The sequence below is a fragment of the Pseudomonas sp. NPDC088429 genome, assembly GCF_044753305.1.
GTDB classification, from domain to species: domain Bacteria; phylum Pseudomonadota; class Gammaproteobacteria; order Pseudomonadales; family Pseudomonadaceae; genus Aquipseudomonas; species Aquipseudomonas rustica.
The window spans coordinates 67,722-93,284 of record NZ_JBIVMX010000016.1; the positions used below are offsets into that span (position 1 = coordinate 67,722).

General features: G+C 57.3%; 23 protein-coding genes. 9 read left to right on the forward strand and 14 right to left on the reverse strand.

The genetic code is table 11. The features are described from left to right. Positions 1-72 precede the first annotated feature (72 nt). Positions 73-1,206, forward strand: a complete 1,134-nt coding sequence (locus tag ACIP66_RS11475; RefSeq protein WP_400648082.1) for an AGE family epimerase/isomerase — start codon at positions 73-75, stop codon at positions 1,204-1,206. Positions 1,207-1,462: 256 nt separating this feature from the next. On the opposite strand, the gene ACIP66_RS11480 is transcribed toward ACIP66_RS11475, so the two are convergent. The 9 genes from ACIP66_RS11480 to ACIP66_RS11520 all read right to left on the reverse strand — a co-directional run bounded on the left by ACIP66_RS11480 (position 1,463) and on the right by ACIP66_RS11520 (position 12,694). Next, positions 1,463-2,368, reverse strand: coding sequence for a cation diffusion facilitator family transporter (locus ACIP66_RS11480; protein WP_400648085.1), 906 nt, complete (start codon positions 2,366-2,368; stop codon positions 1,463-1,465). Between the two features lie 175 nt (positions 2,369-2,543). Further along, entirely contained in the window at positions 2,544-3,308 is a 765-nt protein-coding gene (locus ACIP66_RS11485) for an SDR family oxidoreductase (protein WP_400648088.1), read from the reverse strand. Between the two features lie 917 nt (positions 3,309-4,225). Beyond that, positions 4,226-4,942, reverse strand: coding sequence for an ABC transporter ATP-binding protein (locus ACIP66_RS11490; protein ID WP_053116799.1), 717 nt, complete (start codon positions 4,940-4,942; stop codon positions 4,226-4,228). Continuing rightward, on the reverse strand, positions 4,939-5,811 hold the full coding sequence (locus tag ACIP66_RS11495; RefSeq protein WP_053116798.1) for an ABC transporter ATP-binding protein: 873 nt from the start codon (positions 5,809-5,811) through the stop codon (positions 4,939-4,941). Before ACIP66_RS11495 ends, ACIP66_RS11490 begins: the two co-directional genes overlap by 4 nt. Beyond that, entirely contained in the window at positions 5,808-7,109 is a 1,302-nt protein-coding gene (gene livM, locus ACIP66_RS11500; protein WP_400648092.1) for a high-affinity branched-chain amino acid ABC transporter permease LivM, read from the reverse strand. Before livM ends, ACIP66_RS11495 begins: the two co-directional genes overlap by 4 nt. 3 nt (positions 7,110-7,112) lie before the next feature. Then, positions 7,113-8,027 (reverse strand): branched-chain amino acid ABC transporter permease LivH, encoded by a 915-nt coding sequence (locus ACIP66_RS11505; protein ID WP_400648095.1) that lies wholly within the window; start codon positions 8,025-8,027, stop codon positions 7,113-7,115. Positions 8,028-8,270: 243 nt separating this feature from the next. Then, positions 8,271-9,404, reverse strand: coding sequence for a branched-chain amino acid ABC transporter substrate-binding protein (locus ACIP66_RS11510; protein WP_212549843.1), 1,134 nt, complete (start codon positions 9,402-9,404; stop codon positions 8,271-8,273). Positions 9,405-9,772: 368 nt separating this feature from the next. Then, a complete protein-coding gene (locus ACIP66_RS11515; RefSeq protein ID WP_400648098.1) occupies positions 9,773-11,056 on the reverse strand; it encodes an NAD(P)/FAD-dependent oxidoreductase in 1,284 nt (427 codons plus the stop codon). A 147-nt stretch (positions 11,057-11,203) separates the two neighbouring features. Beyond that, positions 11,204-12,694, reverse strand: coding sequence for an aldehyde dehydrogenase family protein (locus ACIP66_RS11520; protein WP_053116793.1), 1,491 nt, complete (start codon positions 12,692-12,694; stop codon positions 11,204-11,206). A 163-nt stretch (positions 12,695-12,857) separates the two neighbouring features. Between ACIP66_RS11520 and ACIP66_RS11525 the strand changes: the two genes are divergently transcribed. Next, entirely contained in the window at positions 12,858-13,757 is a 900-nt protein-coding gene (locus ACIP66_RS11525) for a LysR family transcriptional regulator (RefSeq protein ID WP_282358615.1), read from the forward strand. Between the two features lie 82 nt (positions 13,758-13,839). On the opposite strand, the gene ACIP66_RS11530 is transcribed toward ACIP66_RS11525, so the two are convergent. Next, positions 13,840-14,649, reverse strand: coding sequence for a helix-turn-helix domain-containing protein (locus ACIP66_RS11530; protein ID WP_400648103.1), 810 nt, complete (start codon positions 14,647-14,649; stop codon positions 13,840-13,842). 173 nt (positions 14,650-14,822) lie between these two features. On the opposite strand from ACIP66_RS11530, the gene ACIP66_RS11535 reads away from it, so the two are divergent. The 5 genes from ACIP66_RS11535 (at position 14,823) to nadE (ending at position 19,044) form a co-directional block, all read left to right on the forward strand. Beyond that, entirely contained in the window at positions 14,823-16,289 is a 1,467-nt protein-coding gene (locus ACIP66_RS11535; protein ID WP_400648106.1) for an alanine/glycine:cation symporter family protein, read from the forward strand. Positions 16,290-16,422: 133 nt separating this feature from the next. After that, entirely contained in the window at positions 16,423-16,692 is a 270-nt protein-coding gene (locus ACIP66_RS11540; RefSeq protein ID WP_400648108.1) for a hypothetical protein, read from the forward strand. Beyond that, entirely contained in the window at positions 16,685-16,939 is a 255-nt protein-coding gene (locus ACIP66_RS11545; RefSeq protein ID WP_053116788.1) for a hypothetical protein, read from the forward strand. The genes ACIP66_RS11540 and ACIP66_RS11545 overlap by 8 nt, the downstream gene beginning before the upstream one ends. 49 nt (positions 16,940-16,988) lie before the next feature. Further along, entirely contained in the window at positions 16,989-18,212 is a 1,224-nt protein-coding gene (pncB, locus tag ACIP66_RS11550; protein WP_400648110.1) for a nicotinate phosphoribosyltransferase, read from the forward strand. Between the two features lie 4 nt (positions 18,213-18,216). After that, on the forward strand, positions 18,217-19,044 hold the full coding sequence (gene nadE / locus ACIP66_RS11555) for an ammonia-dependent NAD(+) synthetase (protein ID WP_212544911.1): 828 nt from the start codon (positions 18,217-18,219) through the stop codon (positions 19,042-19,044). A gap of 164 nt (positions 19,045-19,208) precedes the next feature. Here nadE and ACIP66_RS11560 read toward each other — a convergent pair whose 3' ends face one another. Both ACIP66_RS11560 and azu read right to left on the reverse strand, forming a co-directional pair. Then, entirely contained in the window at positions 19,209-20,120 is a 912-nt protein-coding gene (locus tag ACIP66_RS11560; RefSeq protein ID WP_400648114.1) for a hypothetical protein, read from the reverse strand. A gap of 221 nt (positions 20,121-20,341) precedes the next feature. Then, entirely contained in the window at positions 20,342-20,788 is a 447-nt protein-coding gene (gene azu / locus ACIP66_RS11565; protein ID WP_053116784.1) for an azurin, read from the reverse strand. Between the two features lie 340 nt (positions 20,789-21,128). Between azu and ACIP66_RS11570 the strand changes: the two genes are divergently transcribed. Next, complete coding sequence (locus ACIP66_RS11570; RefSeq protein WP_053116783.1) at positions 21,129-21,716, forward strand: TIGR00730 family Rossman fold protein; 588 nt, start codon at positions 21,129-21,131, stop codon at positions 21,714-21,716. A gap of 67 nt (positions 21,717-21,783) precedes the next feature. Beyond that, positions 21,784-21,972, forward strand: coding sequence for a hypothetical protein (locus ACIP66_RS11575; RefSeq protein ID WP_034151625.1), 189 nt, complete (start codon positions 21,784-21,786; stop codon positions 21,970-21,972). A gap of 209 nt (positions 21,973-22,181) precedes the next feature. Here ACIP66_RS11575 and ACIP66_RS11580 read toward each other — a convergent pair whose 3' ends face one another. Together ACIP66_RS11580 and ACIP66_RS11585 are read right to left on the reverse strand one after the other, a co-directional pair. Next, a complete protein-coding gene (locus ACIP66_RS11580; protein WP_400648118.1) occupies positions 22,182-23,072 on the reverse strand; it encodes a transglutaminase N-terminal domain-containing protein in 891 nt (296 codons plus the stop codon). Then, complete coding sequence (locus ACIP66_RS11585) at positions 23,072-25,558, reverse strand: circularly permuted type 2 ATP-grasp protein (protein WP_400648120.1); 2,487 nt, start codon at positions 25,556-25,558, stop codon at positions 23,072-23,074. Before ACIP66_RS11585 ends, ACIP66_RS11580 begins: the two co-directional genes overlap by 1 nt. Positions 25,559-25,563 lie beyond the last annotated feature (5 nt).

A 25,563-nucleotide genomic window follows, 5' to 3' on the forward strand; every position in this document is an offset into this window, starting at 1 on the left:
AGGTTCGTCACCCGACTGATGCTCTCTGCTACCATGTCGCGCAATCGCCCCAGCCCGTGACGACGCCCGCCCATGCCCCACGCTTCCCGCTCCACCTCCCTGCCTGAATTGACCGCCCTGTTCGGCGCTGTGCAACAGCACTTCGTCAACGTGATCGTGCCACTCTGGCAAGGCCCGGGCTGGAACGCCGACATGGCGCTGCCGTACGAGGCGCTGGACGCCGTGCATCAACCCCTGCCACCGCAACGCTATCGCGCGATGGCGTGCGCGCGGCAGTTGTATCTGTTTTCCAGTCTGATCGGGGTTGTGGATAACGCTGAGGTTCGCGCGGCGTCGCTGTTCCGCTCGTTGCAACGGCACTTCCACGATGCCGACCACGGCGGCTGGTTCTACAGCATCGATGCGCAGGGCAAACCGCTGGATCAGCGCAAGGATCTCTACACCCACGCCTTCATCCTTTTTGCCTGCGCGCACTACTGGGGCAAATCCGGCGATCCGCTGGTCGAATCGACGTTGAATGCGGCGCTGGAAATCATTGGTCGACGCTTTGCCACCGGTGATGGTTTATACGAGGCGTGCCTGGATCGCGATTGGATCACCCTGGAAACCGGCCCGCTGCAAAACCCGTTGATGCACCTGGCCGAAGCCTTCCTCGCCACGCTCGCCGTTCGCGAAGATGCCCAGACCCAAACCGCGTTGCTGGAGTTATGCACAGCCATGCACAAGCGCTTCGTCGATCCGCAATATGGCGTGTTGATGGAGAAACCGCTGGGGGCTGTGGATAACTGGTACGAGCCGGGGCATCAGTTCGAATGGTATTTCCTGCTCGAGTCGTCGCCGTTGTTGCGCGGTTCGAAACTGCACGCGGCGCTGGATCGGGCGTTTGCGTTTACTGAGCAGCATGGCGTGGAACAGCCGTCAGGCGCGGTGCGGGCGATGCTCGATCTGCGACAGGATGGCCAGCCGAAGGATTCGACTCAACGAATCTGGGCGCAGGCGGAATATTTGCGCGCGCTGACGTTGCGTCAGGGTAGCGAGGCGGTGGTGTTGCGTCAGTTGCAGGCATTGCAGCAACGGTTTCTGCATGCCGGTGGCTGGCATGAATGCCGGGATGAGCTGGGTGAGGTGAGTCGCAAGGACATGCCTTCGACTACGCCGTATCACCTTGCGACTTGCTATCACGGTCTGGCTGAATATTTGCGCTGATCTCATGGCAAACGTAGTCCAATGTGCTGAGGAGATCTACTGTGGCGAGGGGATTTATCCCCGTTGGGGCGCGAAGCGGCCCTGATAAAAAGCGGGGCCGCTGCGCAGCCCAACGGGGATAAATCCCCTCGCCACAATAAATCCCCTCGCCACAATAAATCCCCTAGCCACAATAAATCCCTTCTCTACAGTAAATCCCTTCTCTACCTAAATCCCCTGCATCACAAATCTGTTCTCAACAGCAATCAGGTTTACATCAGGCAATCCACTTCTTGTCACCGGTAAAGCTGATAGTCAGCCACCGCGCCGCATCCGGCTTGCCCAGCTTCGCCGAAATTTCCTCGCGCAACGCATCCAGCTGCCCGACATGGTTCAGCGCATAGTCCGCCAGCAACACCACATGAATCTCGATAAACCGCGCCCGGCCGTGCTTCTGCACGTACGACACGTAATCGTCGAAACCATGCTCAGCCTTCGCCTCTTCCATCACCTGACGCACCTGATCATCCAGCGTGTCCGGGGCGATGCCCAATACATCGCGTAACGCCGGCCCAAGAATCTTGAACGCCGGCGGCAACATGGTCAGCGCCAGCACGATCAGGATCAGCGGGTCGACATACACCGCCCACTGCCCATAACCCTGGGATTTGAGCAGCAGTGCCGCGAGGAAACTGATCAACAGGCCTACGGACAGCATCGCGTCCACCAGCCAGCTGATGTTGTCGAACTGGATCAGGGTCGATTTGAGCTTGCGGTTACGCTGTCGGACGTAGAAGAAATAGGCGAACTCGACCACGGTAAACACCGCGGCGTAGATGATCACCAAGCCCAACTCGATCTCACGACCGCCGTTGATGATGCCAAACACACCGTTGAGAAACGCATAGATCGCGATCAACAGCAGGAAACTGCCTTCGATCAGCAGCACCATCGGCTCCAGATGCCAGAAACCGAACTGGAAGCGGTGATTGCTTTCCTTGGCGATCAACTTGGCAGTGATCAGCATCAGGACTTTGATGAAGGTGGCGATCAGCGAGAAAAAACCATCAAAAAGGATGGATTGCGAACCAGAAACAAAACCGGTGACGATCCCGGCGATCGCCACGGCGAACATCAGAATGGTCGATTGTTTGAGCAGCGACTGCTCACCTCGGTTACTCACTTTGACTCCTCGAAAAACCTTGAAAACCGCGGGGTGCGGTTGGGTTGTTGCGAGGGGAGTTTACCTTATCGGGATTTATTGCCTGTGACGGCCCCTTCGCGAGCAAGCTCGCTCCCACATGAGACCGCGATCAAATGTGGGAGCGAGCTTGCTCGCGAATGGCTTCAACGCGGTGTCAGGCCTTGTTCCGCTCAATCGTAAAGCCAGCCCAGGTCTGGCTCACCGGCATCAATTCCAGGCTGTTGATGTTGATGTGCGCCGGCGCATTCATCACCCAGAAAATCGTTTCGGCGATGTCCTGCGGCTGGATCGGCTCGGCACCGGCGTATGTCGCGTTGTAACGCTCCTGATCGCCGGCAAAACGCACCAGCGAAAACTCGCTCTCGCACAGACCCGGCTCGATGTTGCTGACGCGCACGCCGGTGCCCTGCAGGTCGCAACGCAGGTTCAACGAAAACTGCTTAACGAACGCCTTGGTCGCGCCGTAGATATGGCTGCCCGGGTACGGGTAGTTACCAGCGATCGAACCGAGGTTAACGATACCGGCGCCACGGCCATGGGCGATCAAACGCGGCAGCAGCAAGCGCGTGGCGTACATCAGGCCTTTGACGTTGGTGTCGACCATGGTGTCCCAATCGTCCAGATCGCACTTCGGCGCAGGATCAACGCCCAGCGCCAGACCGGCGTTGTTGATCAGGCCACGCAGCTTGGCGAACGATGGCGGGAGATTGGCTATCGCCTCCTCCATCGCCTTGCGATCACGCACGTCGAGCACCAGTCCATGCACTTCGGTCTGCTTCGACAATTCTGCGCACAGCGCATTAAGGCGTTCTTCACGACGACCGGTCAGCACCAGTTTCCAGCCAGCCTCGGCAAAACGGCGGGCGCAGGCTTCACCAAAACCGGACGTTGCGCCGGTGATAAACAGGGTGTTGGACATCGTGTTCTCCTTGCTTCGGCCACCGAGGCAGCCCTTGGAATAGAAAATCAGCCAGCAGCATGCCCGGCCCTGCACTCACGGGCAACACCCACCCATGTGTAGGAGCTGACGAGTGCAACGAGGCTGCGATCTTTTGATCTTAAAAACCAGAATCAAAAGATCGCAGCCTTCGGCAGCTCCTACACGGACGGATTCAGCTCAAAAAATGATCAACCGCGGCAGCGCTATACAGGGCGTGGCCTGTAGCCACGTGCGCGCATGTTATCCACAGTCCCTTCCACAGTTTCCGGGGGCAAGTGGAAACGCGCAAAGCCGCGCCGCACAAGGCTTTGCGGGGGAAACAGAAAGTTTTTTGCTTGACCCTGAAGCGGCAGATGTGCGGGACAGGGCATTTTGCACGACCAAGCGGTCGACACAGTGATTGCGCGAGGCCAGCAATTACGCTGCTTAGCGAGGTCTTTCCAGAGTTTAATCACAGACTTATCCACAGGCAGGCGCACTGCATATCGACTGCGTTATCAGCCTTATAAAAAGGTTGACATTGGCGCCTCTCGCTCAGGCAAAAGCGTCTGATCAAAAAACAACCACACCCTTGCAAGGCACGGATTACAAGGCCTGCAGCCAGATACACCCACGTTATTCACAGCCAGCTCCACAGCAAACGGGGACAAGTCAAAACTGTGGAAAAACAGCCATTTGCAGCGTCTTTATGTCGCGCTTTGGTAGCTTGCCGGATTTGTTTTCCACAATTTGACGGAGCAATCGTTTTCCCTGTAGGAGCTGCCGCAGGCTGCGATCTTTTGATGTTGTTTTTTAAGATCAAAAGATCGCAGCCTGCGGCAGCTCCTACAGGGAATTGCGGGTAATAAGAAGCCCCGGGACTTGCGTCGCCGGGGCTGTGTATAACGTGCGAAGAATCAGTGCCCGCCCAGATAGGCGTTACGCACCTCCTCATTCACCAGCAACTCTTTGCCGGTACCGGTCAGGCGAATCTCGCCGTTAACCATCACATACGCCCGATCCGACAGCTTCAGCGCATGGTTGGCGTTCTGCTCGACCAGGAAAATCGTCATCCCGGTTTTCGCCAACTCCCGCAGGGTCGCAAAAATCTGCTTCACCACGATCGGCGCGAGGCCCAGGCTCGGTTCATCGAGCAGCAACAACTTCGGCCGGCTCATCAACGCCCGGGCAATCGCGAGCATCTGTTGCTCACCACCGGACATGGTCATCGCCCGCTGCGTCCGCCGCTCTTCCAGTCGCGGGAACAGCGCGAACATGCGCTGCATGTCCTCTTTGGCGTACTTGTCGCCAATCGGGATGGTGCCCATCAACAGGTTTTCCTCGACGGTCATGTCAGGGAACACCCGCCGTCCTTCCGGCGACTGCGCGATGCCATTGGAAGCGATGTAGTGCGAGGACTTCTGGGTGATGTCGACGCCTTGATAAATGATCTGCCCGCCGGCTGCACGCGGCTGGCCGAAAATCGACATCAGCAGCGTCGATTTACCGGCCCCGTTAGAGCCGATCAGGCTGACGGTTTCCCCCTCGTTGATCTGCAGCGAAACACCTTTGAGCGCCTGGATCGGTCCGTAGAACACGTCGAGGTTTTTGAGTTCGAGGATCGGTTGCGTCATACCAGTTCCTCTTCGTCGGCGCCGAGATACGCCGCAATCACTTTCGGATCATTACGAATCGCTTCAGGCCCGCCTTCGGCGATGACGATGCCGTGATCCAGCACCACGATGTGGTCAGAAATGCTCATTACCATGCCCATGTCGTGTTCGATCAGCACCACGGTCAGATCGTGCTCGTCGCGCAGCAGCCGGATCATCGCGCTCAGCGCTTCGGTTTCCTGTGGGTTGAGGCCGGCGGCCGGTTCGTCGAGGCAGATGATCTGCGGCCGCGTGCACATGGCCCGGGCGATCTCCAGACGGCGTTGTTGGCCGTAGGAAAGTTCACCGGCGAGACGGTTGGCGCAGTCGACCAGGTCGACCACTTCCAGCCAGTAGAACGCAACATCCAGTGCGTCGCTTTCAGCCTTGCGGTAGCCCTTGGTGTTGAGGATGCCGGCGAGCATGTTGCGGTTGACCCACATGTGTTGGGCCACCAGCAGGTTTTCCAGCACCGACATTTCCTTGAACAGACGAATGTTCTGGAATGTCCGCGCCAGCCCCGCACGGTTCACCAGGTGCGTGCCACCGAACATCTTGTAGTACATGCGACTGAGGAAGGATTTCGGCGAAACGAAATCCGACGCTTTGAACGACTCGCCCAACAACTGGATGACGTTGGTCTGCTGGCCGCGCACGTTGAGCTCGATCTTGCCGCCGGAGGCTTTGTAGAAACCGGTCAGGCAGTTGAACACCGTGGTTTTGCCAGCGCCGTTAGGGCCGATCAAGGCGAAGATCGAGTTGCGTTTGACCTTCAGGCTGACATCGCTCAAGGCCTTGATGCCACCGAAATGCATCATCAGTTTTTCAACAGAGAGTACGACTTCACTCATGGCGCAGTCCACTCATAGTGAATGGCACCTTTGCGTGGAGTGACCCCGGTACGGCTGATGCGGATCAGCCCGCGTGGTCGCCAGATCATCATCAACACCATCAGGATGCCGAACAGCAGCACGCGATATTCAGCGAAGCCGCGCAGCAGTTCCGGGGCGACGGTGAGTACGAAGGCTGCGATCACTACGCCGATGGTCGAGCCCATGCCGCCGAGGACGACGATGGCCAGGATCAGTGCCGATTCGAAGAACGTGAACGAGGTCGGGTTAACGAAACCTTGATAGGTAGCGAAAAACACACCGGCCAGACCCGCCGTCGACGCGCCAATGGTGAACGCGGAAAGCTTGACCAGCACGTGGTTGAGGCCCATCGAACGGCAGGCGATTTCGTCTTCACGCAAGGCTTCCCAGGCACGGCCGACCGGCATCTTCACCAAACGGTGTTTGATGTACAGCACAGCCAATACCACGAGGAACAACACCGCGTAGATGAAGTAGTACTTCACGTCCGGGTTGTAGGCGATGCCGAAGAACTCATGGAACGGCACCCCGCCATCCTTCGCCCGTTTGCCGAACTCCAGACCGAAGAACGTCGGCAGTGGCGCCGGCATGCCGTTCGGGCCGCCAGTCAGCGACAACCAGTTGTTGAGGATCAGGCGAATGATTTCACCGAAGCCCAGGGTCACGATCGCCAGATAGTCGCCGTGCAGGCGCAGTACCGGAAAACCGAGGATGCAGCCGGCAAGGCCTGCGGTGATCGCTGCCAGCGGCAGCACCGTCCAGAAGCCCAGACCGAGGTACTGATAACCCAGCGCCAGACCGTAGGCGCCGATGGCATAAAACGCCACGTAACCGAGGTCGAGCAGACCGGCCAGACCGACCACGATGTTCAGCCCCAACCCCAGCAGCACGTAGATCAACCCGAGGATGACCACGCCCAGCAAATAGGAGTTGGAAACAAACGGCACGATGACAGCCAGCACAATCAGCAGCGGGATGATCCAGCGCAGGCTCGATTTGTGATCGGCGGGCAGCACATGCACACCCGACCCGGTGCTCTCGAAGCTGTCGAGAATTTTCAGGCCTTTGGGGGTTTGCAGGAACAGGCTAATGACAAAGCGGCCAATCATGACAATGCCGATCAGCCACGCCACGCGGGTTGGTTCGAGGTTGAAGCTGTAACCCTCCAGCACAACGCCGACAATCGGGCCAAATACGATCAGGGCAATCAGGCCGGCAAGAATCGCCTCAACCAGACTTTTTTTGATATCGATGGTTTTTTTGGTGGTTGAAGACATCGCTTACACCTTCGACACAAGAGGACGGCCCAACAGGCCCTGCGGCCGGAAGACCAGAACAAGTACGAGCAGCGAGAAGCTGAACACGTCTTTGTAGTCGGAGTTGACCAGACCGGAGAACAGCGACTCGGAGATGCCGAGAATGATCCCGCCCAACATAGCGCCCGGCAGCGAACCGATCCCGCCGAGTACCGCTGCGGTGAACGCTTTGATGCCGATGACGAAGCCTGCATAGAAGTCGAACGTGCCGTAGTTCATGGTGATCAGCACGCCGGCCAACGCCGCCATGGCGGCACCGATGATGAACACGTAAGAGATCACGCGGTCGGTGTTGATCCCCAGAATCGAGGCCATTTTGCGGTCTTGCTGAGTCGCACGGCACATGCGCCCGAGCTTGGTGTACTTGATGACATAGGTCAGCACGCCCATGCCGAGGAACGCGGCGACCAGGATGAACACCTTGGTGTAGGTGAGCTGGACGAAACCGGTGCCGATGTCGACACGCCACGCGCCAGTCAGCAAGGTTGGCACGCCTTGTTGTTTCGCGCCTTGAGCGATCTGTGCGTAGTTTTGCAGAATCAGAGAGATACCGATGGCGCTGATCAGCGGTGCCAGTCGGGTGGAGTTGCGCAGGGGTTTGTAAGCGACTCGTTCAATGACCCAGCCATACACCGCCGTGACGACGATGGTGAAGATCAGTGTGCCGAGCATCAGCAGCGGGAAAGATTCGATACCGAAGTAAGCCAGCAGAGCCAGACTGATTGCCGCCAGGTAAGCAGAAATCATGTAAACCTCGCCGTGGGCGAAGTTGATCATGCCGATGATGCCGTAGACCATTGTGTAGCCGATGGCGATCAGGCCATAGACCGACCCGAGGGTCAGACCGTTGACCAGTTGCTGCAGGAAAATACCATCCATAACGCAATCTCACGCAGTGAGAACCTGCACGCCTGTGGACGTGCGGCTCTTCTAGGGAAAATACAGATTTACGTCGGAGCAATGTCAGCCACGATCAGCCTGACCACCACCGCCCCCTGTAGGAGCAAGGCTTGCCCGCGAAAGCATTTCAACATTCAACAAAGTTGTCGCCTGTCAGTCCGTCTTCGCGGGCAAGCCCGGCTCCTACAAGGAACGGTGGGGATCAACTGATCGCGTCAGCCCTTACTTCTGTTTTTCCAGCTGGTGGTATTTGCCGGTCGCATCCCACTGGTAAACCACGTAGTCGGAGACTTTCAGGTCACCCTTGGAGTCCCAAGCTTTGTCGCCCATAACGGTTTTCACCGGGTTGGCTTTCAGCCATTTGGCAGCGTCTTCGCCCTTGTTGGATTTGGCGCCGTTGAAAGCAGCGGCCAGGGTCTGGATCGAAGCGTAGGCGTACAGGGTGTAGCCTTCTGGCTCGGTGCCTGCTTTGCGGAAGGCATCTACCACGGTTTTACTTTCTGGCAGCATGCGTGGGTCGGCGCCGAAGGTCATCAGCACGCCGTCAACGTATTGCGGGCCACCAGCGGTGGTCACCAGTTCGTCGGTCACGATGCCGTCGTCAGACATGAACTTCACGTCTTTCAGGCCTTCGGTACGCAGCTGTTTAACCAGTGGACCGGCTTCCGGGTGCAGACCGCCGAAGTAAACAACGTCGGCACCGGCGGCGCGGATTTTGGTGACCAGGGCGCTGAAGTCTTTCTCGCCACGGGTCAGGCCTTCGTAGATGACCGGGGTCACGCCACGCTTGGTCAACTGAGCCTTGGTGGCATCTGCCAGGCCTTGGCCGTAGGTGTCTTTGTCGTGAATGACCGCGACTTTTTTACCCTTGAGCACGTCGACAATGTAGTCGCCGGCAACGATGCCTTGCTGGTCGTCACGCCCGCACATACGGAACATGGCGCTGAGGCCGCGCTCGGTCACTTGCGGGTTGGTGGAACCCGGGGTGATCGCGATTACGCCGGCTTCGTCGTAGATTTCCGAGGCTGGAATGGTGGAAGACGAGCAGAAGTGGCCGACCACGCCAGCGACTTTCTGATTGACCAGATCCTTGGCGACCGTTACCGCTTGTTTCGGTTCGCAGGCGTCATCGCCTTTGACCAGAACGATTTTTTCCCCGTTGACGCCACCTGCCGCGTTGACCGAATCGGCCGCCGCTTGTGCACCCTTCATGTACTGCTCGCCAAATGCCGCGTTGGCGCCCGTCATTGGACCCGCTACACCGATTTTGATATCAGCCTGAGCAAACGCAGAAACACCCAACGCAGTAGCCACTGCGAGGGCCAGAAAGCCTTTCTTGTAAAACGTCTGGGACATGAGGTGGTGCTCCAAGGTTTTTTTTAGTTGGCACTGCGACTTCACTTCACTGAATGCGCAGAGCAAGGGCCGTGCCATCGGTTTTTTATTCTTCAAAAAGTCGCTGCTTTCTTGTTATTTCGACTGTTTCGTTCCCATTTTCATTGGGCGTGCAACCGTCTAAACCGCGGAAGGTGAAACCATTTATTTTTTCAGGCGCAACCCGCATGCGCCATCATTGCAACCGCGGCACCAAACGACGTGCAACCAGCCTGTAACAGCCCGCGTCACCGAACTGCACACTGCTGGTGCGGGACTGCTACAACCCGCACCATTACAGGCTAGTCGCTGCATCGAAAAGCGCCGCTTCCGGCAACATAATTCAACACTCAAATCACGATGCGCAGGCACTGGCCCGCGTGATACAGCGAGAACCCGGCCTCGTACAGGCAACTGCGCAAGCCCACGCCCGCCAAGGGCTGCATCGGTGCAAAGGGTATTGGCAGGGCCTCGGCATTGCCGTTGCACAAGTAATCGGCGAAGGCTTTGCCGACCACCGTGCCAGTGGTGACGCCACGGCCGTTATAGCCCGTGACAGCGACCAGCCCCGGTGCCGGTTCGAACAGACGCATCAGGTGATCGGGCGTAAACGCGATGCGCCCGGTCCAGGTGCATTCCCATTCGACGGGTTTCAGTTGCGGGAAGTAATGCTGCTGCACCCGGTCGGCCCAGGCCTTGAGAAACCAGGCCGGTTTTTGATTACCGTTGCCAAGGCTGCCGAGCAATAACCGCCCTTCTTTATCGCGGCGGATGCTGCTCAACACCTGGCGGGTATCCCACGAGCCTTGCCCACCCGGAAGAATCTCCTGCGCAGCGTCTTCGGTCAGCGGCACCGAAGCGACCTGATAGTAATAACCGGGGAAGAAATTGCGTTTGAGTTCAGTCCAGTCGCCCTCGGTGTAGGCGTTGGAGGCGATGACCACTTGTTCGGCGAGCACCGAACCGTGCTCTGTTTGCACCGACCATTTCGCGCCCTGACGCTCGAGTCGAGTGACCGGTGAATGGTCGAACATCTGCCCGCCGAGGCCGAGCATCGCGTTCGCCAGCCCGGTGACATAAGCCATCGGATTGAGCGTGCCGGCGCGACGATCGAGCAGTGCGGCGGCGATTTTTTGCGTGCCGGTGGCTTGTTCGCAAGCCTTGCCGGTGAGTAGCTCGACCGGTGCGCCGCGACGTTTCCATTGTTGCTCGCGACTGCGTAGATCGGCCTCGCCCTTGGCGTTATGCGCCATGTGCAGCGTGCCTTCGCGGCGCAACTGGCAATCGATGTTGTACTTGTCCACAAGGCTGAACACCAGCGCGGGCGCGGCCCCGAGCATGCGATTGAGCTGACTGCCGACCGCTTCGCCGAAACCGGCTTCGATCTCGTCCGGTGGAATCCACATGCCGGCGTTGACCAATCCGACGTTGCGCCCGGAACCGCCGTGGCCGGCGCGATGCGCTTCCAGCACGCAGACGCTTTTGCCCTGTTCCAACAGATGCAGCGCCGCCGACAACCCGGTAAACCCGGCGCCGATCACGCAGACATCGACTTTGACTTCACCCTTGAGCGCCGTGTTATCCGGCCTTTGCGGCGTGAGTTTTTCCCACAGACATTCTTCGCGTAACGGCATTGCCAGACTCCAACAGAAACCTAACCAAATGCGCTTGTGGGGCCGCCAAAAGATCGCAGCCTTCGGCAGCTCCTACAAAACCGCAGCCTGGCGCCACCTATGTAGGAGCTGCCGAAGGCTGCGATCTTTTCAGCTTTTCCTCCATCCTCAGTCGAACGTAATGCCCTGCGCCAGCGGCAACTCCAGCGAATAGTTCACGGTGTTGGTCTGGCGGCGCATGTACCCGCGCCAGGCATCCGAACCCGATTCACGCCCACCACCGGTCTCCTTCTCACCACCAAACGCACCACCAATCTCCGCACCGCTCGGGCCGATGTTGACGTTGGCGATCCCGCAATCACTGCCCACCGCCGACATGAATTGCTCAGCCTCACGCACATCAGTGGTGAAGATGCACGACGACAACCCTTGCGGCACCGCGTTGTTCAGGCGCAGTGCTTCCTGGAAATCTTTGTAACCAACCACGTACAGAATCGGCGCGAAGGTTTCGCTGCACACCACATCGCTCTGCTCCGGCATTTCAACAATCGCCGGCGACACGTAGTAAGCATTCGGGAACTGATCTTCCAATTGGCGCTTGCCGCCAAACACCCGACCGCCCTCGCTCAACGCCTGCTCCAGCGCGTCCTGCATGTTTTCGAAACTGTGCTTGTCGATCAACGGGCCGACCAGATTGCCTTCCAGCGGATGGCCGATGCGCACTTTCGAGTACGCGGCTTTCAGGCGGGTGACGATTTCTTCTTTGACCGACTCATGGGCGATCAAGCGACGCAACGTGGTGCAACGCTGGCCGGCGGTACCGACGGCGCTGAACAGAATCGCGCGCACCGCCATGTCGAGATCGGCGCTTGGGCCAAGGATCATCGCGTTGTTGCCGCCCAACTCCAGAATGCTGCGGGCAAAACGCGCGGCGACTTTCGGCGCCACTTCGCGGCCCATGCGCGTGCTGCCGGTGGCGCTGATCAGGGCGACACGCGGGTCATCGACCAACGCTTCGCCGGCATCGCGACCACCGATGATCACTTGGCAAAGATTCGCCGGTGCATCGGTAAAATTCTTCACCACACGGTCGAACAGCGCTTGGCAGGCCAGTGCGGTCAGCGGGGTTTTCTCCGACGGCTTCCACACCACCGGGTTGCCGCAGACCAGCGCCAGCGTGGTGTTCCACGCCCACACCGCGACCGGGAAGTTGAACGCGCTGATCACACCGACCACGCCCAGCGGATGCCAGGTTTCACGCATGTGGTGGCCCGGACGCTCGGAAGCGATGGTCAAACCGTACAACTGACGGGACAGGCCGACGGCGAAATCGCAGATGTCGATCATCTCCTGCACTTCACCCAAACCTTCCTGAGTGATCTTGCCCGCCTCCCACGAAACCAGTTCGCCGAGGTCAGCCTTGTATTCACGCAACACCTCGCCGAACTGACGCACCAGCTCGCCGCGACGCGGGGCCGGAATCTTGCGCCATTGCTCGAACGCATGATCTGCGCGACTGATGTGCTGCTCGACTTCGGCCGGTCCTTCCCAGTTCACGGCGGCAATGCGGCTGCCATCAATCGGCGAATGCACCGGCACTTTGCCGTTCTGATAAAGGGCCGGGTTCACACCAAGACGATCAAGCAATGCGGCAACCATGGGTCACTCCTCAAGCAAAAAACTGAATGTGTGCGGTCGCCATTTCACGACCGGGCAGGCCATTAGTTGTAGCTTCACAATGGCGAGGCAACAAACGACCTTTACGCGAGATATCATTCCGTTTATTCATGCTGAGCATAGAAAGACAAGAAAAGGATCGGCCATGCTGAACAAACGCCACTTGCCCTCGATCACCGCCCTGCAATGCTTCGAGGCCGTGACCCGGCACCTGAGCTTCACCCGCGCCGCCGAGGAACTGAACCTGACCCAGAGTGCGGTGAGCAAGCAGGTCGCGCAGCTTGAGGAATTGTTACAACACTTGTTGTTCCTCCGCGTGCGCCGACGTTTGCAGATGACCCCGGCCGGGGATTTGTACTTGGTGGAAGTACGAAAAATCCTCACGCAGGTGGAGATGTCGACGCATTACCTGCGTTCCTACGGCGGCGAGACCGAAGTCCTACGCGTATCGACCCCGTCGACCTTCGGCGCGCGTTGGCTGGTGCCGCGCCTGAAAGGCTGGCGTTTGCGCCATCCTTCAATTCATCTGGATTTGTGCAACGAGCAAGAGGCCGATGATTTGCTGCAAGGGCGCAGTGATCTGGCTTTCTATTACGGTCAAGGCTCGCGACCGGGCACTGAGTGCCTGAAGTTGTTCAGCGAAGAACTGGTGCCGGTGTGCGCGCCGAGCAGTCTGCCGGAGAAACCGTTCACTGATCCGACGCAACTCACCGATCTGGTACTGCTGCAAAACGCCTCGCGCCCACAGGCATGGCACGACTGGTTCGACAGTCAGGGCTACCAGACCGAACACAGCTATCACGGCCCACGTTTTGAAACCTTTTATATGTGCATTCGCGCCGCCCAAGTGGGATGCGGTGTGGCGCTGTTGCCAAGGTTTCTGGTGGAAGAGGAATTGGCCGACGGCAAACTGGTCATTCCCTGGCAGCATGCGATGCCGAGCACTGACGCCTATTACCTGGCGTACCCGGAACATGCGGCGGAAGTGCCCAAAGTACGCGACTTCGTCAAATGGATGCTCGAACAGATCGACAATCCCCTGTAGGAGCTGCCGAAGGCTGCGATCTTTTGATCTTCAAAACCAACATCAAAAGATCGCAGCCTTCGGCAGCTCCCACGAAAATTTGTCATACGATCACAAACAGGCCATCCACAACCTGAGCCTGGGCGAGACGCGCACGCAGATCGGCATCAATGGCGCAATCATCAGGGTTGTACAACCGGACACGACGATAGGCTGCGGCCCGATCAATTTCCTGTCCCAAATATTCCCAGACCACCCTTGAACAGGAAGGCGCGCGATGATCAGCAGCCGAAACGCCAAGCTTCAATCCATTTAACCGTGTAATGCAGCTTTTGAAACTTGGGATGAGAATAGTTTGACTGATTTCGTTTGAAGTCAGCGATTCATAATCTACGAAAAAAAGGCGATCTCGCAGGTAATAAGCAACACCTTTATATCGATATCGTTCAAATCCACCTTCTACCCCAGACATCTGTAACTGCTCATTTCGTTCATACACTATGTCATCGCCTTCTTCCCGCACATGCACAAGTGAACACAGAATGGAACCCGGTTCAGTCATCGCATAGTAGTACTCGTGGTAATACCCCGTGTGAGCCTTCAGTTCTGGTGAGGATTGTTTGCGCAGGTGTTTCAAAACTCTTTGTGACACTGTTTCTTCAAAGAAGAGCCTGGCTTTGCTGGTTTTTACGCCAATCAATGCAATGAACTGCTCGCTTGGCAGGCGCATTTCAAATTCTTCCACACCAAAAAAATCGCAAATCCGCTTGAGGTTAAAAGGTGCGGGCATACTATTCCCACAAAGATACTTATTAAATTGCCCACGATTAATACGAACCTTCCTACAGACCTCTGCGACAGATCTGTAGTGACTACACAGAAACCTCAAGTTTGCGGAAAAAAATTCACACATAAATCACTCAGCAAGGAACCCAGGAGAACTCACCATAGCAGCAACTAGCATCACATTTGAGCAACTTGCGAAATTGCATCGGATGAAATATGGCTGGATATTACGACTCCTGAAAGGCTTCAGGACTGGCGACACCATTAATTCGCCAGCACTAACAAAGCAAGGAGCTTGGAATGCTAGACATCATCAACGACTTTCTGTCAGGTAAGGTATTAATACCTTTAGTGCTTGGCCTGGGAAGCTACTTCACTGTCCGATCCGGATTTGTTCAGTTGAGGTATTTCCCCCATATGTTTGGCGTATTACTCGGCAGTTGGCGCGGCAACAGCCATCACTTGAGTTCATTTCAGGCGCTTATGCTCAGCCTTGCCGGGCGAGTCGGCACGGGAAATATCGTCGGTGTCGGGATCGCGGTAAGCATGGGCGGGCCCGGCGCAGTGTTCTGGATGTGGATGACTGCTCTTCTGGGTATGTCGAGCAGTTTCTTCGAATGTACGCTGGGACAACTCTATAAGCGTAGCGATGGCAAAGGCCTCTACCGAGGGGGCCCGTCCTGGTACATCCAGCACGGTCTGGACAAGCGCTGGCTCGGCATGATCGCAGCCGTACTATTGCTGGTGACTTTTGGGTTTGCGATCAACGGCCTCGAATCGCATGCGGTATCGCATTCACTAAAAGATGCGTTTGGCGTGGCGCCGATCTGGTCAGGGCTCGGACTTGCGCTGTTGCTGGGGGTCGTTTTCATTGGCGGGATAAAGCGCATAGCGGCAGTTGCTGACCTTCTGGTACCTATTAAAGTTCTCGCCTACATCAGCGTGACGGCCTACGTAATGGTTCTGCAGTTCGACCAGGTTCCGGCGATGCTCATGACCATTATCAACAGCGCGTTCGGGCTGGATGAGGCCTTTGGCGGGCTGGTGGGCAGCGCAATCATCATGGGGGTGAGACGCGGAGTGTTCTCCAACGAGGCCGGACTGGGAAGCGCTCCCAATGTCGCATCAGTAGCGAAGATCGGCCACCCGGTTGCACAAGGCGTCGTACAAGCCCTGAGTGTCTTCATCGATACATTCATAATCTGCACCTGTACCGCGCTACTGATTTTGCTATCGGGTTTCTACACACCAGGATTTGAAGGTGACGGGATTGCGCTGGCACAAAATTCGCTCGCCGCCGTCGTTGGGGAATGGGGACGGATGTTTATCAGCGTCGTGCTTGCGCTCTTCGTATTCACGGCGATGCTTTACAACTATTACCTGGGAGAAAACAGCTTGCGGTTCATCTTGGGTGAGCCTCGAAAGACGCTGCTTTTGTACCGTGCGCTGGTATTGATTTTAGTGTACTGGGGCTCCGTCGAAGACCTGTCCACTGTTCTGGCGTTTGCAGACATCACCATGACGCTGCTCGCGCTTGTTAACCTGATAGCAATGTTCTTGCTCTTCAACATCAGCATGCGTGTTGTGCGCGACTACGACGAACAACGCCGTGCCGGAATCAAGAAGCCCATTTTCGACTCAAGTAAATTCCCGGATCTGGATATCGATCTTTTGGCCTGGCCGCCGGGATATAGCTGCCCAGACATAAATACTCATAGCGAGAACGTTATTTCTTCGAGCACCAGTAAACAGACTGCCAAACGTTAAACAGAACATGCAAAGTCATTAAATCAATTAATGGCTTTGCAGCTACTACATCAAATCCACCTAAAAATAAAATCTCAAGAACCCTGCTTTCTTCGAGCCGTCACGCCCAGAACAAACAGAAGGAGTTTATCCCATGAATCGCTTTTACCCCCTCAAAGCAAATGCAACTGATACGCCGACATACTTTATAGACTCACATGCCACACCCCATCAGTTATTTGAAGATGCCTGTTTCAGAATCCGCGCTTCCGCAGGTCTTTTGGAGGCCTTCACATTAGTCACCCTCAAGGGCACTAACGATTCTGATTTTTATAAACTAATACTTCCAGCGTACGTGCTACTTCAGGACGGCGTCGACACACTGGAACAGATCACCTTCAAAGGAGGCGTCATTCATGTATAAAATCGTAACCCAAGAAATGCTCAGAGCTGCTTTGGTTAAAGCAGTTGAAATCAATCTGATACCCAAACACTCCCTGCTGGCCGATTATTTAAAAAGCGGGGCACAACTCGAACAAGTCATTCAAGCTGCACTTGAGGCGCAACCGAAAATAGCTAAATTTTGTGGACTGAGATGCATGGCCTCAGAGGATCTTTCACCCGAGAGCAAAAAAGCGCTGGCAATCCCCACCACTGATATGCGCCACTAGCGCCATTGATTTTTACCGCGCCACAGCGCGGCGCACCTGGAGACCGTTTATGAGCGAGAGTGTGTTTGCCGATCGCATCGTGCAGAACCTGCTCGACACCGACTTCTACAAACTGACGATGATGCAGGCGGTGCTGCACAACTACCCCAACGTTGAAGTCGAATGGGAATTCCGTTGCCGCAACAGCGAGGATCTGCGCCCGTACCTGGCCGAGATCCGCTATCAGATCGAGCGTCTGGCCGAACTGAGCCTGAGCGCCGATCAACTGAATTTCCTTGAGCGTATCTCTTTCCTGAAACCGGACTTCCTGCGATTCCTCGGTCTGTTCCGCTTCAACCTGCGCTACGTGCACACCGGCATCGAGAACGGCGAGCTGTTCATCCGCCTGCGCGGGCCGTGGCTGCATGTGATCCTCTACGAAGTGCCGCTGCTGGCGATCGTCAGCGAAGTGCGCAACCGCTATCGCTACCGCGAAACCGTGCTCGAACAGGCGCGCGAGCAGCTCTATCGCAAATTCGACTGGCTGACCGCCAACGCCTCGGCCGACGAATTGTCGCAACTGCAAGTAGCCGATTTCGGCACCCGCCGCCGGTTTTCATACCGCGTGCAGGAAGAAGTGGTGAACGTGCTCAAGCACGATTTCCCCGGGCGTTTCGTCGGCACCAGCAACGTACACCTGTCGCGCGAACTCGACATGAAACCACTGGGCACCATGGCCCACGAATGGATCATGGCCCACCAGCAACTCGGCCCACGGTTGATCGACAGCCAGATCGCCGCGCTCGACTGTTGGGTGCGTGAGTACCGGGGTTTGCTGGGGATCGCCCTCACCGACTGCATTACCACCGATGCGTTTCTCGGCGATTTCGATCTGTTCTTCGCCAAGCTGTTCGACGGTTTACGCCACGACTCCGGGGATCCGGTGGTGTGGGGCGAAAAATGCATCGCGCATTACCACAAGCTCGGCATCGACCCGATGAGCAAGACGCTGGTGTTCTCCGACAGCCTGACCCTGCCCAAGTCGCTGCAGATCTTCCGCGCGCTGCACGGTCGGATCAACGTCAGCTTCGGCATTGGCACTAACCTCACCTGTGACATTCCGGGTGTCGAACCGATGAGCATCGTGCTTAAAATGACTGCCTGCAACGGCCAACCGGTGGCGAAGATCTCCGACGAGCCAGGCAAGTCCCACTGCAAAGACCCGAATTTCGTCGCCTACTTGCGACACGTGTTCCAGGTTCCTGCCGATTCCAGTTCATCTAGCAAGGAGTGAATTCATGCAAGCCGTACAGCGTGAGATTGCTGAACAGCTCAAAGTGCAACCGCCGTTCGCTGACTACAAAGCCCTGCAGGCCGAAGTCGCCCGGCGCATCGCCTTTATTCAGGATTGTCTGGTCAATTCCGGGCTCAAGACGCTGGTGCTCGGCATCAGCGGCGGCGTCGATTCGCTGACCGCAGGCCTGTTGGCCCAGCGCGCGATGCGTGAGCTGCGCGACCAGACCGGCGATAACAGCTACAAATTCATCGCCGTGCGCCTGCCGTACGAAACTCAGTTCGACGAGCATGACGCCCAAGCCTCGGTGGATTTCATCGCCCCGGACGAACGCCACACCGTCAACATCGGCCCGGCCGTGAAGTCGCTGGCCAGCGAAGTCGCCGCGTTCGAAGGCAAACACGCAGTATCGGTGGACTTCGTGCTCGGCAACACCAAGGCGCGGATGCGCATGGTCGCTCAATACACCATCGCCGGCGCAGCGCACGGCCTGGTGATCGGCACTGACCACGCGGCGGAAGCGGTGATGGGCTTCTTCACCAAATTCGGCGACGGCGCCTGCGATCTGGCACCGCTGAGCGGTCTGGTGAAAAATCAGGTGCGCGCGATTGCCCGCAGCTTCGGCGCGCCGGAATCGCTGGTCGAGAAAGTCCCAACGGCGGATCTTGAAGATTTGTCGCCGGGCAAACCGGACGAAGCGTCGCATGGCGTGACGTATGCCGAGATTGATGCGTTCCTGCACGGCGAGCCGGTGCGCGAGGAAGCCATCAAAATCATTGTCGACACCTACAACAAAACCCATCACAAACGTGTGATGCCATTCGCCCCATAAGTCGCGGCGGAGCCTGTAGGAGCTGTCGAGTGAAACGAGGCTGCGATCTTTTGATCCTGATCTTCAAAACCAGATCAAAAGATCGCAGCCTTCGGCAGCTCCTACAGAAAGCAAAAAGCGTCCCAAGGGACGCTTTTTTATTGACTCGATAACCTCTGTTGAATTCAGGACGCGACAACTCGAACAGTCCAAGGGTCGGATAATCGACCATTATCAGACTTGATCCTGAAGGTATGAACCTTCTCTGCCAAATCATAAGCCGTCACTGTGAAAACTCCATTCGAGTCTGCATGGATCGAAGCCACGTCATTGTCGTAGTCAGAGAGAAACCCTTTTTCATTCGGATTTGCCGTGCCAACAAACGTCACCGTCTTAGCGGTTGTTTTTTCCTGGTTTCCAAGCAGCTTCAAATTTGAATCGATGACGAACTGGATCGCAAGCGGAGCTGACTCTTTGACCTCGATAACCCAAGGTCGGGATAAAACTTCATCAGGCCCAAGCACGGTAAACTGGTGGAGCCCTGTCACCAGGTGCTGAACCAAGGCGCTCCAATGGCTGTTACCGCCCACTGCAAGCGTTTGAAGATAATTCCCGTTATCGAAAAGTTTCACTTCCGTGTGGCTCCTCCCAAAGCCAACGAAGTTCAACTCGGTATCACGTGTGAACCCGCCTCTTTCGATTGGATTGCCATTGCTGTCGTTAACCCAATCAATGTCTGCTTCCGTGGCCTTGCCAATGTAAACACGCCAGACATCCGACTTATGACCATCCATTGTTTGAACGGTATATGCATGCTCCCCCGCTGCCTCATCGGGTAAAAAGGCACTGAAATGGCAGTATTCGTCCACCCATACGGCGGGGTGCGTCCCAACTCCGTTATCAAGAATTTGCGCGTACTGGCTTGGTTGAGCCGATCCAACGAATGACAAATCAGAATTATCGGTTACGCCACCATTGTCGATGGGCTCGCCCTTACCATTGGTGATGCTTTCAATTCGAGTCGAGCTCACTTTCGCGATCTTATCCAGCGAGCTAATCGAAGTACGCGGGTGGGGAAATTTCTCTTGATCGGTCATACGAAAACTCCTTTTTCGGAATGGATGCGCCCGGTGATGCGAGTGCGTACCCATCAGACTCAGGATCAAGATTTGTGTCTACTGTCAGAAATTACAGGTATCGATGCTTTTCCGACCAGTGGGCCATGCTTGATGTTTCACTAAAAACACCCAGTCCAGCCACAAAAAAACGCCGCGGCGATAACCTCGCAGCGGCGTTTTTTTAAAGCTTAAGCGGCTGATTACTTCAGCGTCACAGTGCCTTTCATCATCGAGATGTGGCCTGGGAACGAGCAGAAGAAGCCGTATTTTTCAGCGGCGTCCAGCTTCGATACGTCGAAGGTCAGCGAATCGGTTTCTTTGGCGCCGATGATTTTGGTGTGGGCGATTACGCGAGCGTCGCCGTCTTTCAGGTAGTTCTTGTCGATGCCGGCGGCCAGGCCGTCGGTGGCGATTGGCTGCATGTCAGCTTCTTTGCTGATCACCAGGTTATGGCCCATGACGTTCTTCGGCAGGCTGCCGGAGTGGGTCAGTTCGACGGTGAAGGTTTTGCAGCTCTTGTCGATCACGATTTCCTTGGTGTTGAAGGACATCTGATCGGTGGAGTCAACGGTGGTTTTGCACTCGGCAGCCATCAATTGGCTGCTGGCCAGCGCCAGCAGGGATACCGCAACAACTTTGGAAAACATGGTGAATCTCCAAGGCAGGGTTAACAAAAACACTAATGGTGGAAAGACTGCCTGAAATCTTCGCAAGTTCCTATGACTTGCGTCAAAAATTGTATACAACTTTCAGGCTATGACACTCATCGACACAATCTAACGGCCAGAATTCCCGCCCCGCCCTATGATCGGCGCATCTACTGAAACGGAGTGCCTGTCATGTTCTTTAACGGTCTGTTGTGCAGTTTGCTCGCCGCCTACGCCTGTGGCGCCAGCGGTACCTTTGAAACACCGGAACGCGAAGTTTAGCCCTTGGATCGAGGCGTGCCAGCCATTACCCTGTGTCGGATTGACCCAGGAGAAAAGCATGTCTCTGAAATCCGTTTGTGTATTTTGCGGTGCCAACGCCGGTACTGATCCGGCTTACACCGAAGCGGCCGTTGCATTAGGCAGAGCCCTCGCCGAGCGTAAACTGACGCTGGTTTACGGCGGTGGCGCCGTGGGTTTGATGGGGATTGTCGCCGACGCCGCGCTGGCCGCTGGTGGCGAAGTGATCGGCATCATTCCGCAGAGCCTGATGGACAAGGAAATCGGTCACAAAAGCCTGACACGTCTGGAAGTGGTCGACGGCATGCATGCGCGCAAGGCGCGGATGGCGGAGCTCAGTGATGCGTTCATCGCCCTGCCCGGCGGCCTCGGCACGCTGGAAGAATTGTTTGAAGTCTGGACCTGGGGCCAGCTCGGCTATCACGGCAAACCGCTGGGTCTGCTCGAAGTGAACGGTTTTTACAGCAAACTCACTGCTTTTCTTGACCACATCGTCGGCGAAGGCTTCGTTCGCGCGCCACACCGTGACATGCTGCAAGTGAGCGAATCGCCGCAAACGCTGCTCGACGCCCTGGATAACTGGAAGCCGACCGTCACGCCAAAGTGGGTCGATCAAAAACCCGGTTAACCCTCGGACGTCGATACAGGGCAGAATACGCGCCGCTCAACCTCACCTTCGACCTAGAGGAACGCCCATGGCCAAACCCAATTACTCCTTCGCCAAACGTCAACGCGACTTGGCAAAGGAACAGAAGAAAGAGGAAAAGCTTCAGCGCAAGAAGCAAACCGCTGAAGAAGCAGCACTGAACCCTGAGGGTGAAGTGGCACCGGAAGATGATGTTGATGCAACCGAAGCACCGAAAGATCAGGCGCCTGACGCCTGAACCCCACCGGGTTTGATGATCGAATCAGACCCTGCGGATTTGTGACGGGGCTGGCGGTTTCACTGCCGGCCCTCACAGCCCCACTTGCCGAAACACCCCAATTCCCCTTGTAGGAGTGAGCCTGCTCGCGATAGCGGTGTGCCAGTTGAAATATTTGCTGCTGACACACCGATATCGCGAGCAGGCTCACTCCTACAGTTTGATCTGCGTTAATCCAGTGGCATTACGGTGACGCGCACTTCCGGATCGTGGTTGCCGCCGCCGAGGATCACCCCGCGTAGCGGCGAAACATCTGAAAAGTCCCTGCCCCACGCCAGCGTGATGTGCTCCAGCGCCGGCTGCACGTTATTGGTCGGATCGAAATCCACCCAGCCCAGCACCGGACAAAACACCGACACCCAAGCATGCGAGGCATCGGCGCCGATCAGGCGTGGCTGCCCCGGTGGCGGCTGAGTCAGCAGATAACCACTGACATAACGCGCAGCCAAACCTCGCGAGCGCACACACGCCAGCATCAAGTGCGCGAAGTCCTGACACACCCCGCGCCGCCGCTCCAGCACTTCTACCAGCGGCGTCGCCACTTGGGTCGCTTCGGCATCGAAGGTGAATTCGCTGAAAATCTTCTGCATCAACGCCTGCACACCGAGCATCAATGGCTGCCCCGCAGGGAAACAACTTTGCGAGAACTCGACGAAGCTGCGTTTCAAATGCACATACGGTGACTGGAAGCGGTATCGACACGCCTCAAGTATCTCCGCGGACAACGGCAGGCTGCTGTAGGTCAGCGCATCGCGGGTCTGCTCCCACGCCGGCGACTGCTTAAAATCCAGCACCGGCCGCGCCAGCACTTCCACCGTCAGCCGCGCGTTCACCTGCAATTCATCATGCGGGCGCTCGAACGCCAGTCGGGTTAGCGGATTACCGAACACATCCAGTTCATCGCGGCGCGCCGTCGGCTCCGGACTGATCAGCAATTTTTGTTCGGTGCAGCGCTGCCAAGTGCACTCGCGCGGCCATAGATGTGCCAATTGCTGCGCCAGCGACACCGGGCTGTCGTAGTGATAACAGGTGTCGTGGAGGATCTGGTAATGCGCGCTCATCAGACGGACACCGTGCGTTGGCTGACATCATCGACGTGAGCGAAATGGCGCAGCGCCAGACGATCCGACACTTGCCCGCTGGCCTCGGCAATCTCTTGGAGCAGATCCGCCAGACCATTGAGCGCGGCGCGCACGCTGGTTTCACCGAACAGCGGATTTTCCAGACAGCTCAGATCGAAACGCGCCAGCCGCTCGACCAATTGCGGCAGCCCAGCCTCCCGCGGCGCACCGAAATCCTCGTTCAGGCGCTTCAACGTGCGCGTCACCAGTTTCAGCTGGAACAACACCGCGTGCGGGTTCTGCTCATCCAGCAGCAACAGATCCAGCACCGGGATCAATTGCGCCACCGCCAGATACCGTGAGCGATAGGTGATGCTGCTGTTACCCAGTTCCAGTAGCCATTCCAGCCCCGACTGATCGAAAGCGCCGGCGCCGCGCAAAAATGCCGCGAGACTGCTGCTGAGGAATTGCAGACGTTCGATGCGCCGGCCAATCATCAGAAATCGCCAACCCTCATCGCGGGTCATGTCGTCGAGGGCAAACCCAGACAGCGCCGCCAGCGACATCACCAGTCGGTTGAGAAAATCCAGCAACTCGCCGAAGTCCGGCTCGTCGGTATCCAGCTCCATCGCTTCGCGCTGCAACTCGACCAGCGCCTGCCAGTTCTCCCGCGAAAGTTTGCCGCGCACCTGCGAAGCCGCCCACTGCAAGCGTTGCAGGTTGGAGCGCAGGCTGAATGACCAATCTTCGCCGAGCAATGCCGCCAAAAGGCGTTCAGGCAATTCGCCTTCGTCCGGCAATAGCGCCAGCCGTTCACCCAGATCGACCGCAGCCTGCAACGCTTGCGGGTCATCGCCGTCGACATATCGCGCGAGCATGATGCGCAGCAAGCGCGCACTGTCGTCGCAGCGCTCGCAATAACGGCCGAACCAGAACAGGTTTTCCACCACCCGCGACGGCAAATAGGGATCGCGGCGGACGAGGTCATGTACGCCGACACTACGCTGAGTTTTCCACTGCTCACCGCTCGGCGGTCGTTCGCCCAGCACCCAGGTGTCCTTGCTCGCGCCGCCGCGCTGCATCGACACCACTTCGGCATCGGCCTCGGCGGCCACTCGGGTCAGGCCACCGGGCAGCACGCGATAACCGTCGCGACTGGCCACGGTATACATGCGCATGCCGATCGCCCGAGGTTGCAACTGACCGTTTTCAGCCTGCCAGATAGGCGCGTGGGACAGCTGAGCCAATTCTTGCGCGACGTAGGCGTAAGGTCGCGCCTGCATGCGCTCGGCCAGCGCATGACGCTGTTTTTCACTCAGATCACGACCAAACACGGGTGTGAAGGTTTGCGAGGGGAATGCCGGTTTGATCAACAGTTCCGGAAGTTTCTCCAACGCCTGCGCCAACACCGGCGCCTCGCCGCACCACCACGTGGCAATCGATGGCAGGATCAGTTCTTCGCCGAACAGGTATTGATTGATCTTCGGCAGAAACCCCAGCAACCCCGGCGATTCCAGTACGCCGCTACCCAACGCATTAGTCACCAGCACACGGCCCTGACGCACGGCTTCAAGCAATCCGGGCACGCCGAGTGCCGAGTCCGTGCGCAGCTCCAGCGGGTCGCAGAAATCGTCGTCGAGCCGGCGCATGATCGCGTGTACCCGACGCAGGCCGCTGAGGGTTTTCAGGTAGACCGTGGCATCGCGCACGGTCAGGTCGCCGCCCTCGACCAGTGGATAACCGAGCTGGCGAGCCAGGTACAAATGTTCGAAATAGCTTTCGTTGAAACGCCCAGGCGTCAGCAACACGATCAGCGGCGCGTCATCGTCGCAGGGCGCCTGACGGGCCATGGTTTCCTGCAACGTACGAAAAAAACCGGCCAGATGCTGCACCTTCAGGTCGCGGTACAACTCGGGGAAAGCACGGGAAACGATGGTGCGGTTTTCCAGCGCATAACCGGCACCCGATGGCGCCTGAGTGCGATCGGCCGTGACCCACCAGCGGCCGTCCGGCGTGCGCGCCAGATCCACCGCGTAGAGATGCAGGAAAGCCCCTTCCGGTGGCGCAATGCCCTGGCACGGCCAGAGAAAATTGTTGTGGCCGAAGACCAGTTCCGCCGGCAGCAACCCCTCACTGATCAGCTTTTGTGGGCCATAAAGATCCGCCAGCACAGCATTGAGCAGACGCGCACGCTGAGCGATCCCGGCCGACAACTGCTGCCATTCATCCGCCGCAATCACATGGGGCAGCAGATCCAGTTCCCACGGCCGATCTGCGCCTTTGGGGTCGGCATAGACGTTATAGGTGACGCCGTTTTCCTGAATTTGCCGCGCCAGCAACGCTTGCCGCTGCAGCAATTGCGCCGGGCTGCTGCGCTGCAACTGATCGAACAGCCGCTGCCAATGCGGGCGCACCGCTCCACTGCCGTCGAGCAGTTCGTGATAAGTGCCCGCCGTGAGCGGGTAGCGGTCTAGCAGGTCAGGCATGGAAA

Bases quoted from the DNA above. Each gene is read 5' to 3' on its own strand.
- ACIP66_RS11475 (WP_400648082.1), top strand. From the start codon at position 73: ATGCCCCACGCTTCCCGCTCCACCTCCCTGCCTGAATTGACCGCCCTG.
- ACIP66_RS11545 (WP_053116788.1), top strand. From the start codon at position 16,685: ATGTATAAAATCGTAACCCAAGAAATGCTCAGAGCTGCTTTGGTTAAA.
- ACIP66_RS11540 (WP_400648108.1), top strand. From the start codon at position 16,423: ATGAATCGCTTTTACCCCCTCAAAGCAAATGCAACTGATACGCCGACA.
- nadE (WP_212544911.1), top strand. From the start codon at position 18,217: ATGCAAGCCGTACAGCGTGAGATTGCTGAACAGCTCAAAGTGCAACCG.
- livM (WP_400648092.1), bottom strand. From the start codon at position 7,109: ATGTCTTCAACCACCAAAAAAACCATCGATATCAAAAAAAGTCTGGTT.
- ACIP66_RS11575 (WP_034151625.1), top strand. From the start codon at position 21,784: ATGGCCAAACCCAATTACTCCTTCGCCAAACGTCAACGCGACTTGGCA.
- ACIP66_RS11495 (WP_053116798.1), bottom strand. From the start codon at position 5,811: ATGAGTGAAGTCGTACTCTCTGTTGAAAAACTGATGATGCATTTCGGT.
- ACIP66_RS11570 (WP_053116783.1), top strand. From the start codon at position 21,129: ATGTCTCTGAAATCCGTTTGTGTATTTTGCGGTGCCAACGCCGGTACT.
- ACIP66_RS11490 (WP_053116799.1), bottom strand. From the start codon at position 4,942: ATGACGCAACCGATCCTCGAACTCAAAAACCTCGACGTGTTCTACGGA.
- ACIP66_RS11560 (WP_400648114.1), bottom strand. From the start codon at position 20,120: ATGACCGATCAAGAGAAATTTCCCCACCCGCGTACTTCGATTAGCTCG.
- ACIP66_RS11515 (WP_400648098.1), bottom strand. From the start codon at position 11,056: ATGCCGTTACGCGAAGAATGTCTGTGGGAAAAACTCACGCCGCAAAGG.
- ACIP66_RS11525 (WP_282358615.1), top strand. From the start codon at position 12,858: ATGCTGAACAAACGCCACTTGCCCTCGATCACCGCCCTGCAATGCTTC.
- ACIP66_RS11510 (WP_212549843.1), bottom strand. From the start codon at position 9,404: ATGTCCCAGACGTTTTACAAGAAAGGCTTTCTGGCCCTCGCAGTGGCT.
- ACIP66_RS11485 (WP_400648088.1), bottom strand. From the start codon at position 3,308: ATGTCCAACACCCTGTTTATCACCGGCGCAACGTCCGGTTTTGGTGAA.
- pncB (WP_400648110.1), top strand. From the start codon at position 16,989: ATGAGCGAGAGTGTGTTTGCCGATCGCATCGTGCAGAACCTGCTCGAC.
- azu (WP_053116784.1), bottom strand. From the start codon at position 20,788: ATGTTTTCCAAAGTTGTTGCGGTATCCCTGCTGGCGCTGGCCAGCAGC.
- ACIP66_RS11505 (WP_400648095.1), bottom strand. From the start codon at position 8,027: ATGGATGGTATTTTCCTGCAGCAACTGGTCAACGGTCTGACCCTCGGG.
- ACIP66_RS11535 (WP_400648106.1), top strand. From the start codon at position 14,823: ATGCTAGACATCATCAACGACTTTCTGTCAGGTAAGGTATTAATACCT.
- ACIP66_RS11520 (WP_053116793.1), bottom strand. From the start codon at position 12,694: ATGGTTGCCGCATTGCTTGATCGTCTTGGTGTGAACCCGGCCCTTTAT.
- ACIP66_RS11580 (WP_400648118.1), bottom strand. From the start codon at position 23,072: ATGAGCGCGCATTACCAGATCCTCCACGACACCTGTTATCACTACGAC.
- ACIP66_RS11530 (WP_400648103.1), bottom strand. From the start codon at position 14,649: ATGTGTGAATTTTTTTCCGCAAACTTGAGGTTTCTGTGTAGTCACTAC.
- ACIP66_RS11585 (WP_400648120.1), bottom strand. From the start codon at position 25,558: ATGCCTGACCTGCTAGACCGCTACCCGCTCACGGCGGGCACTTATCAC.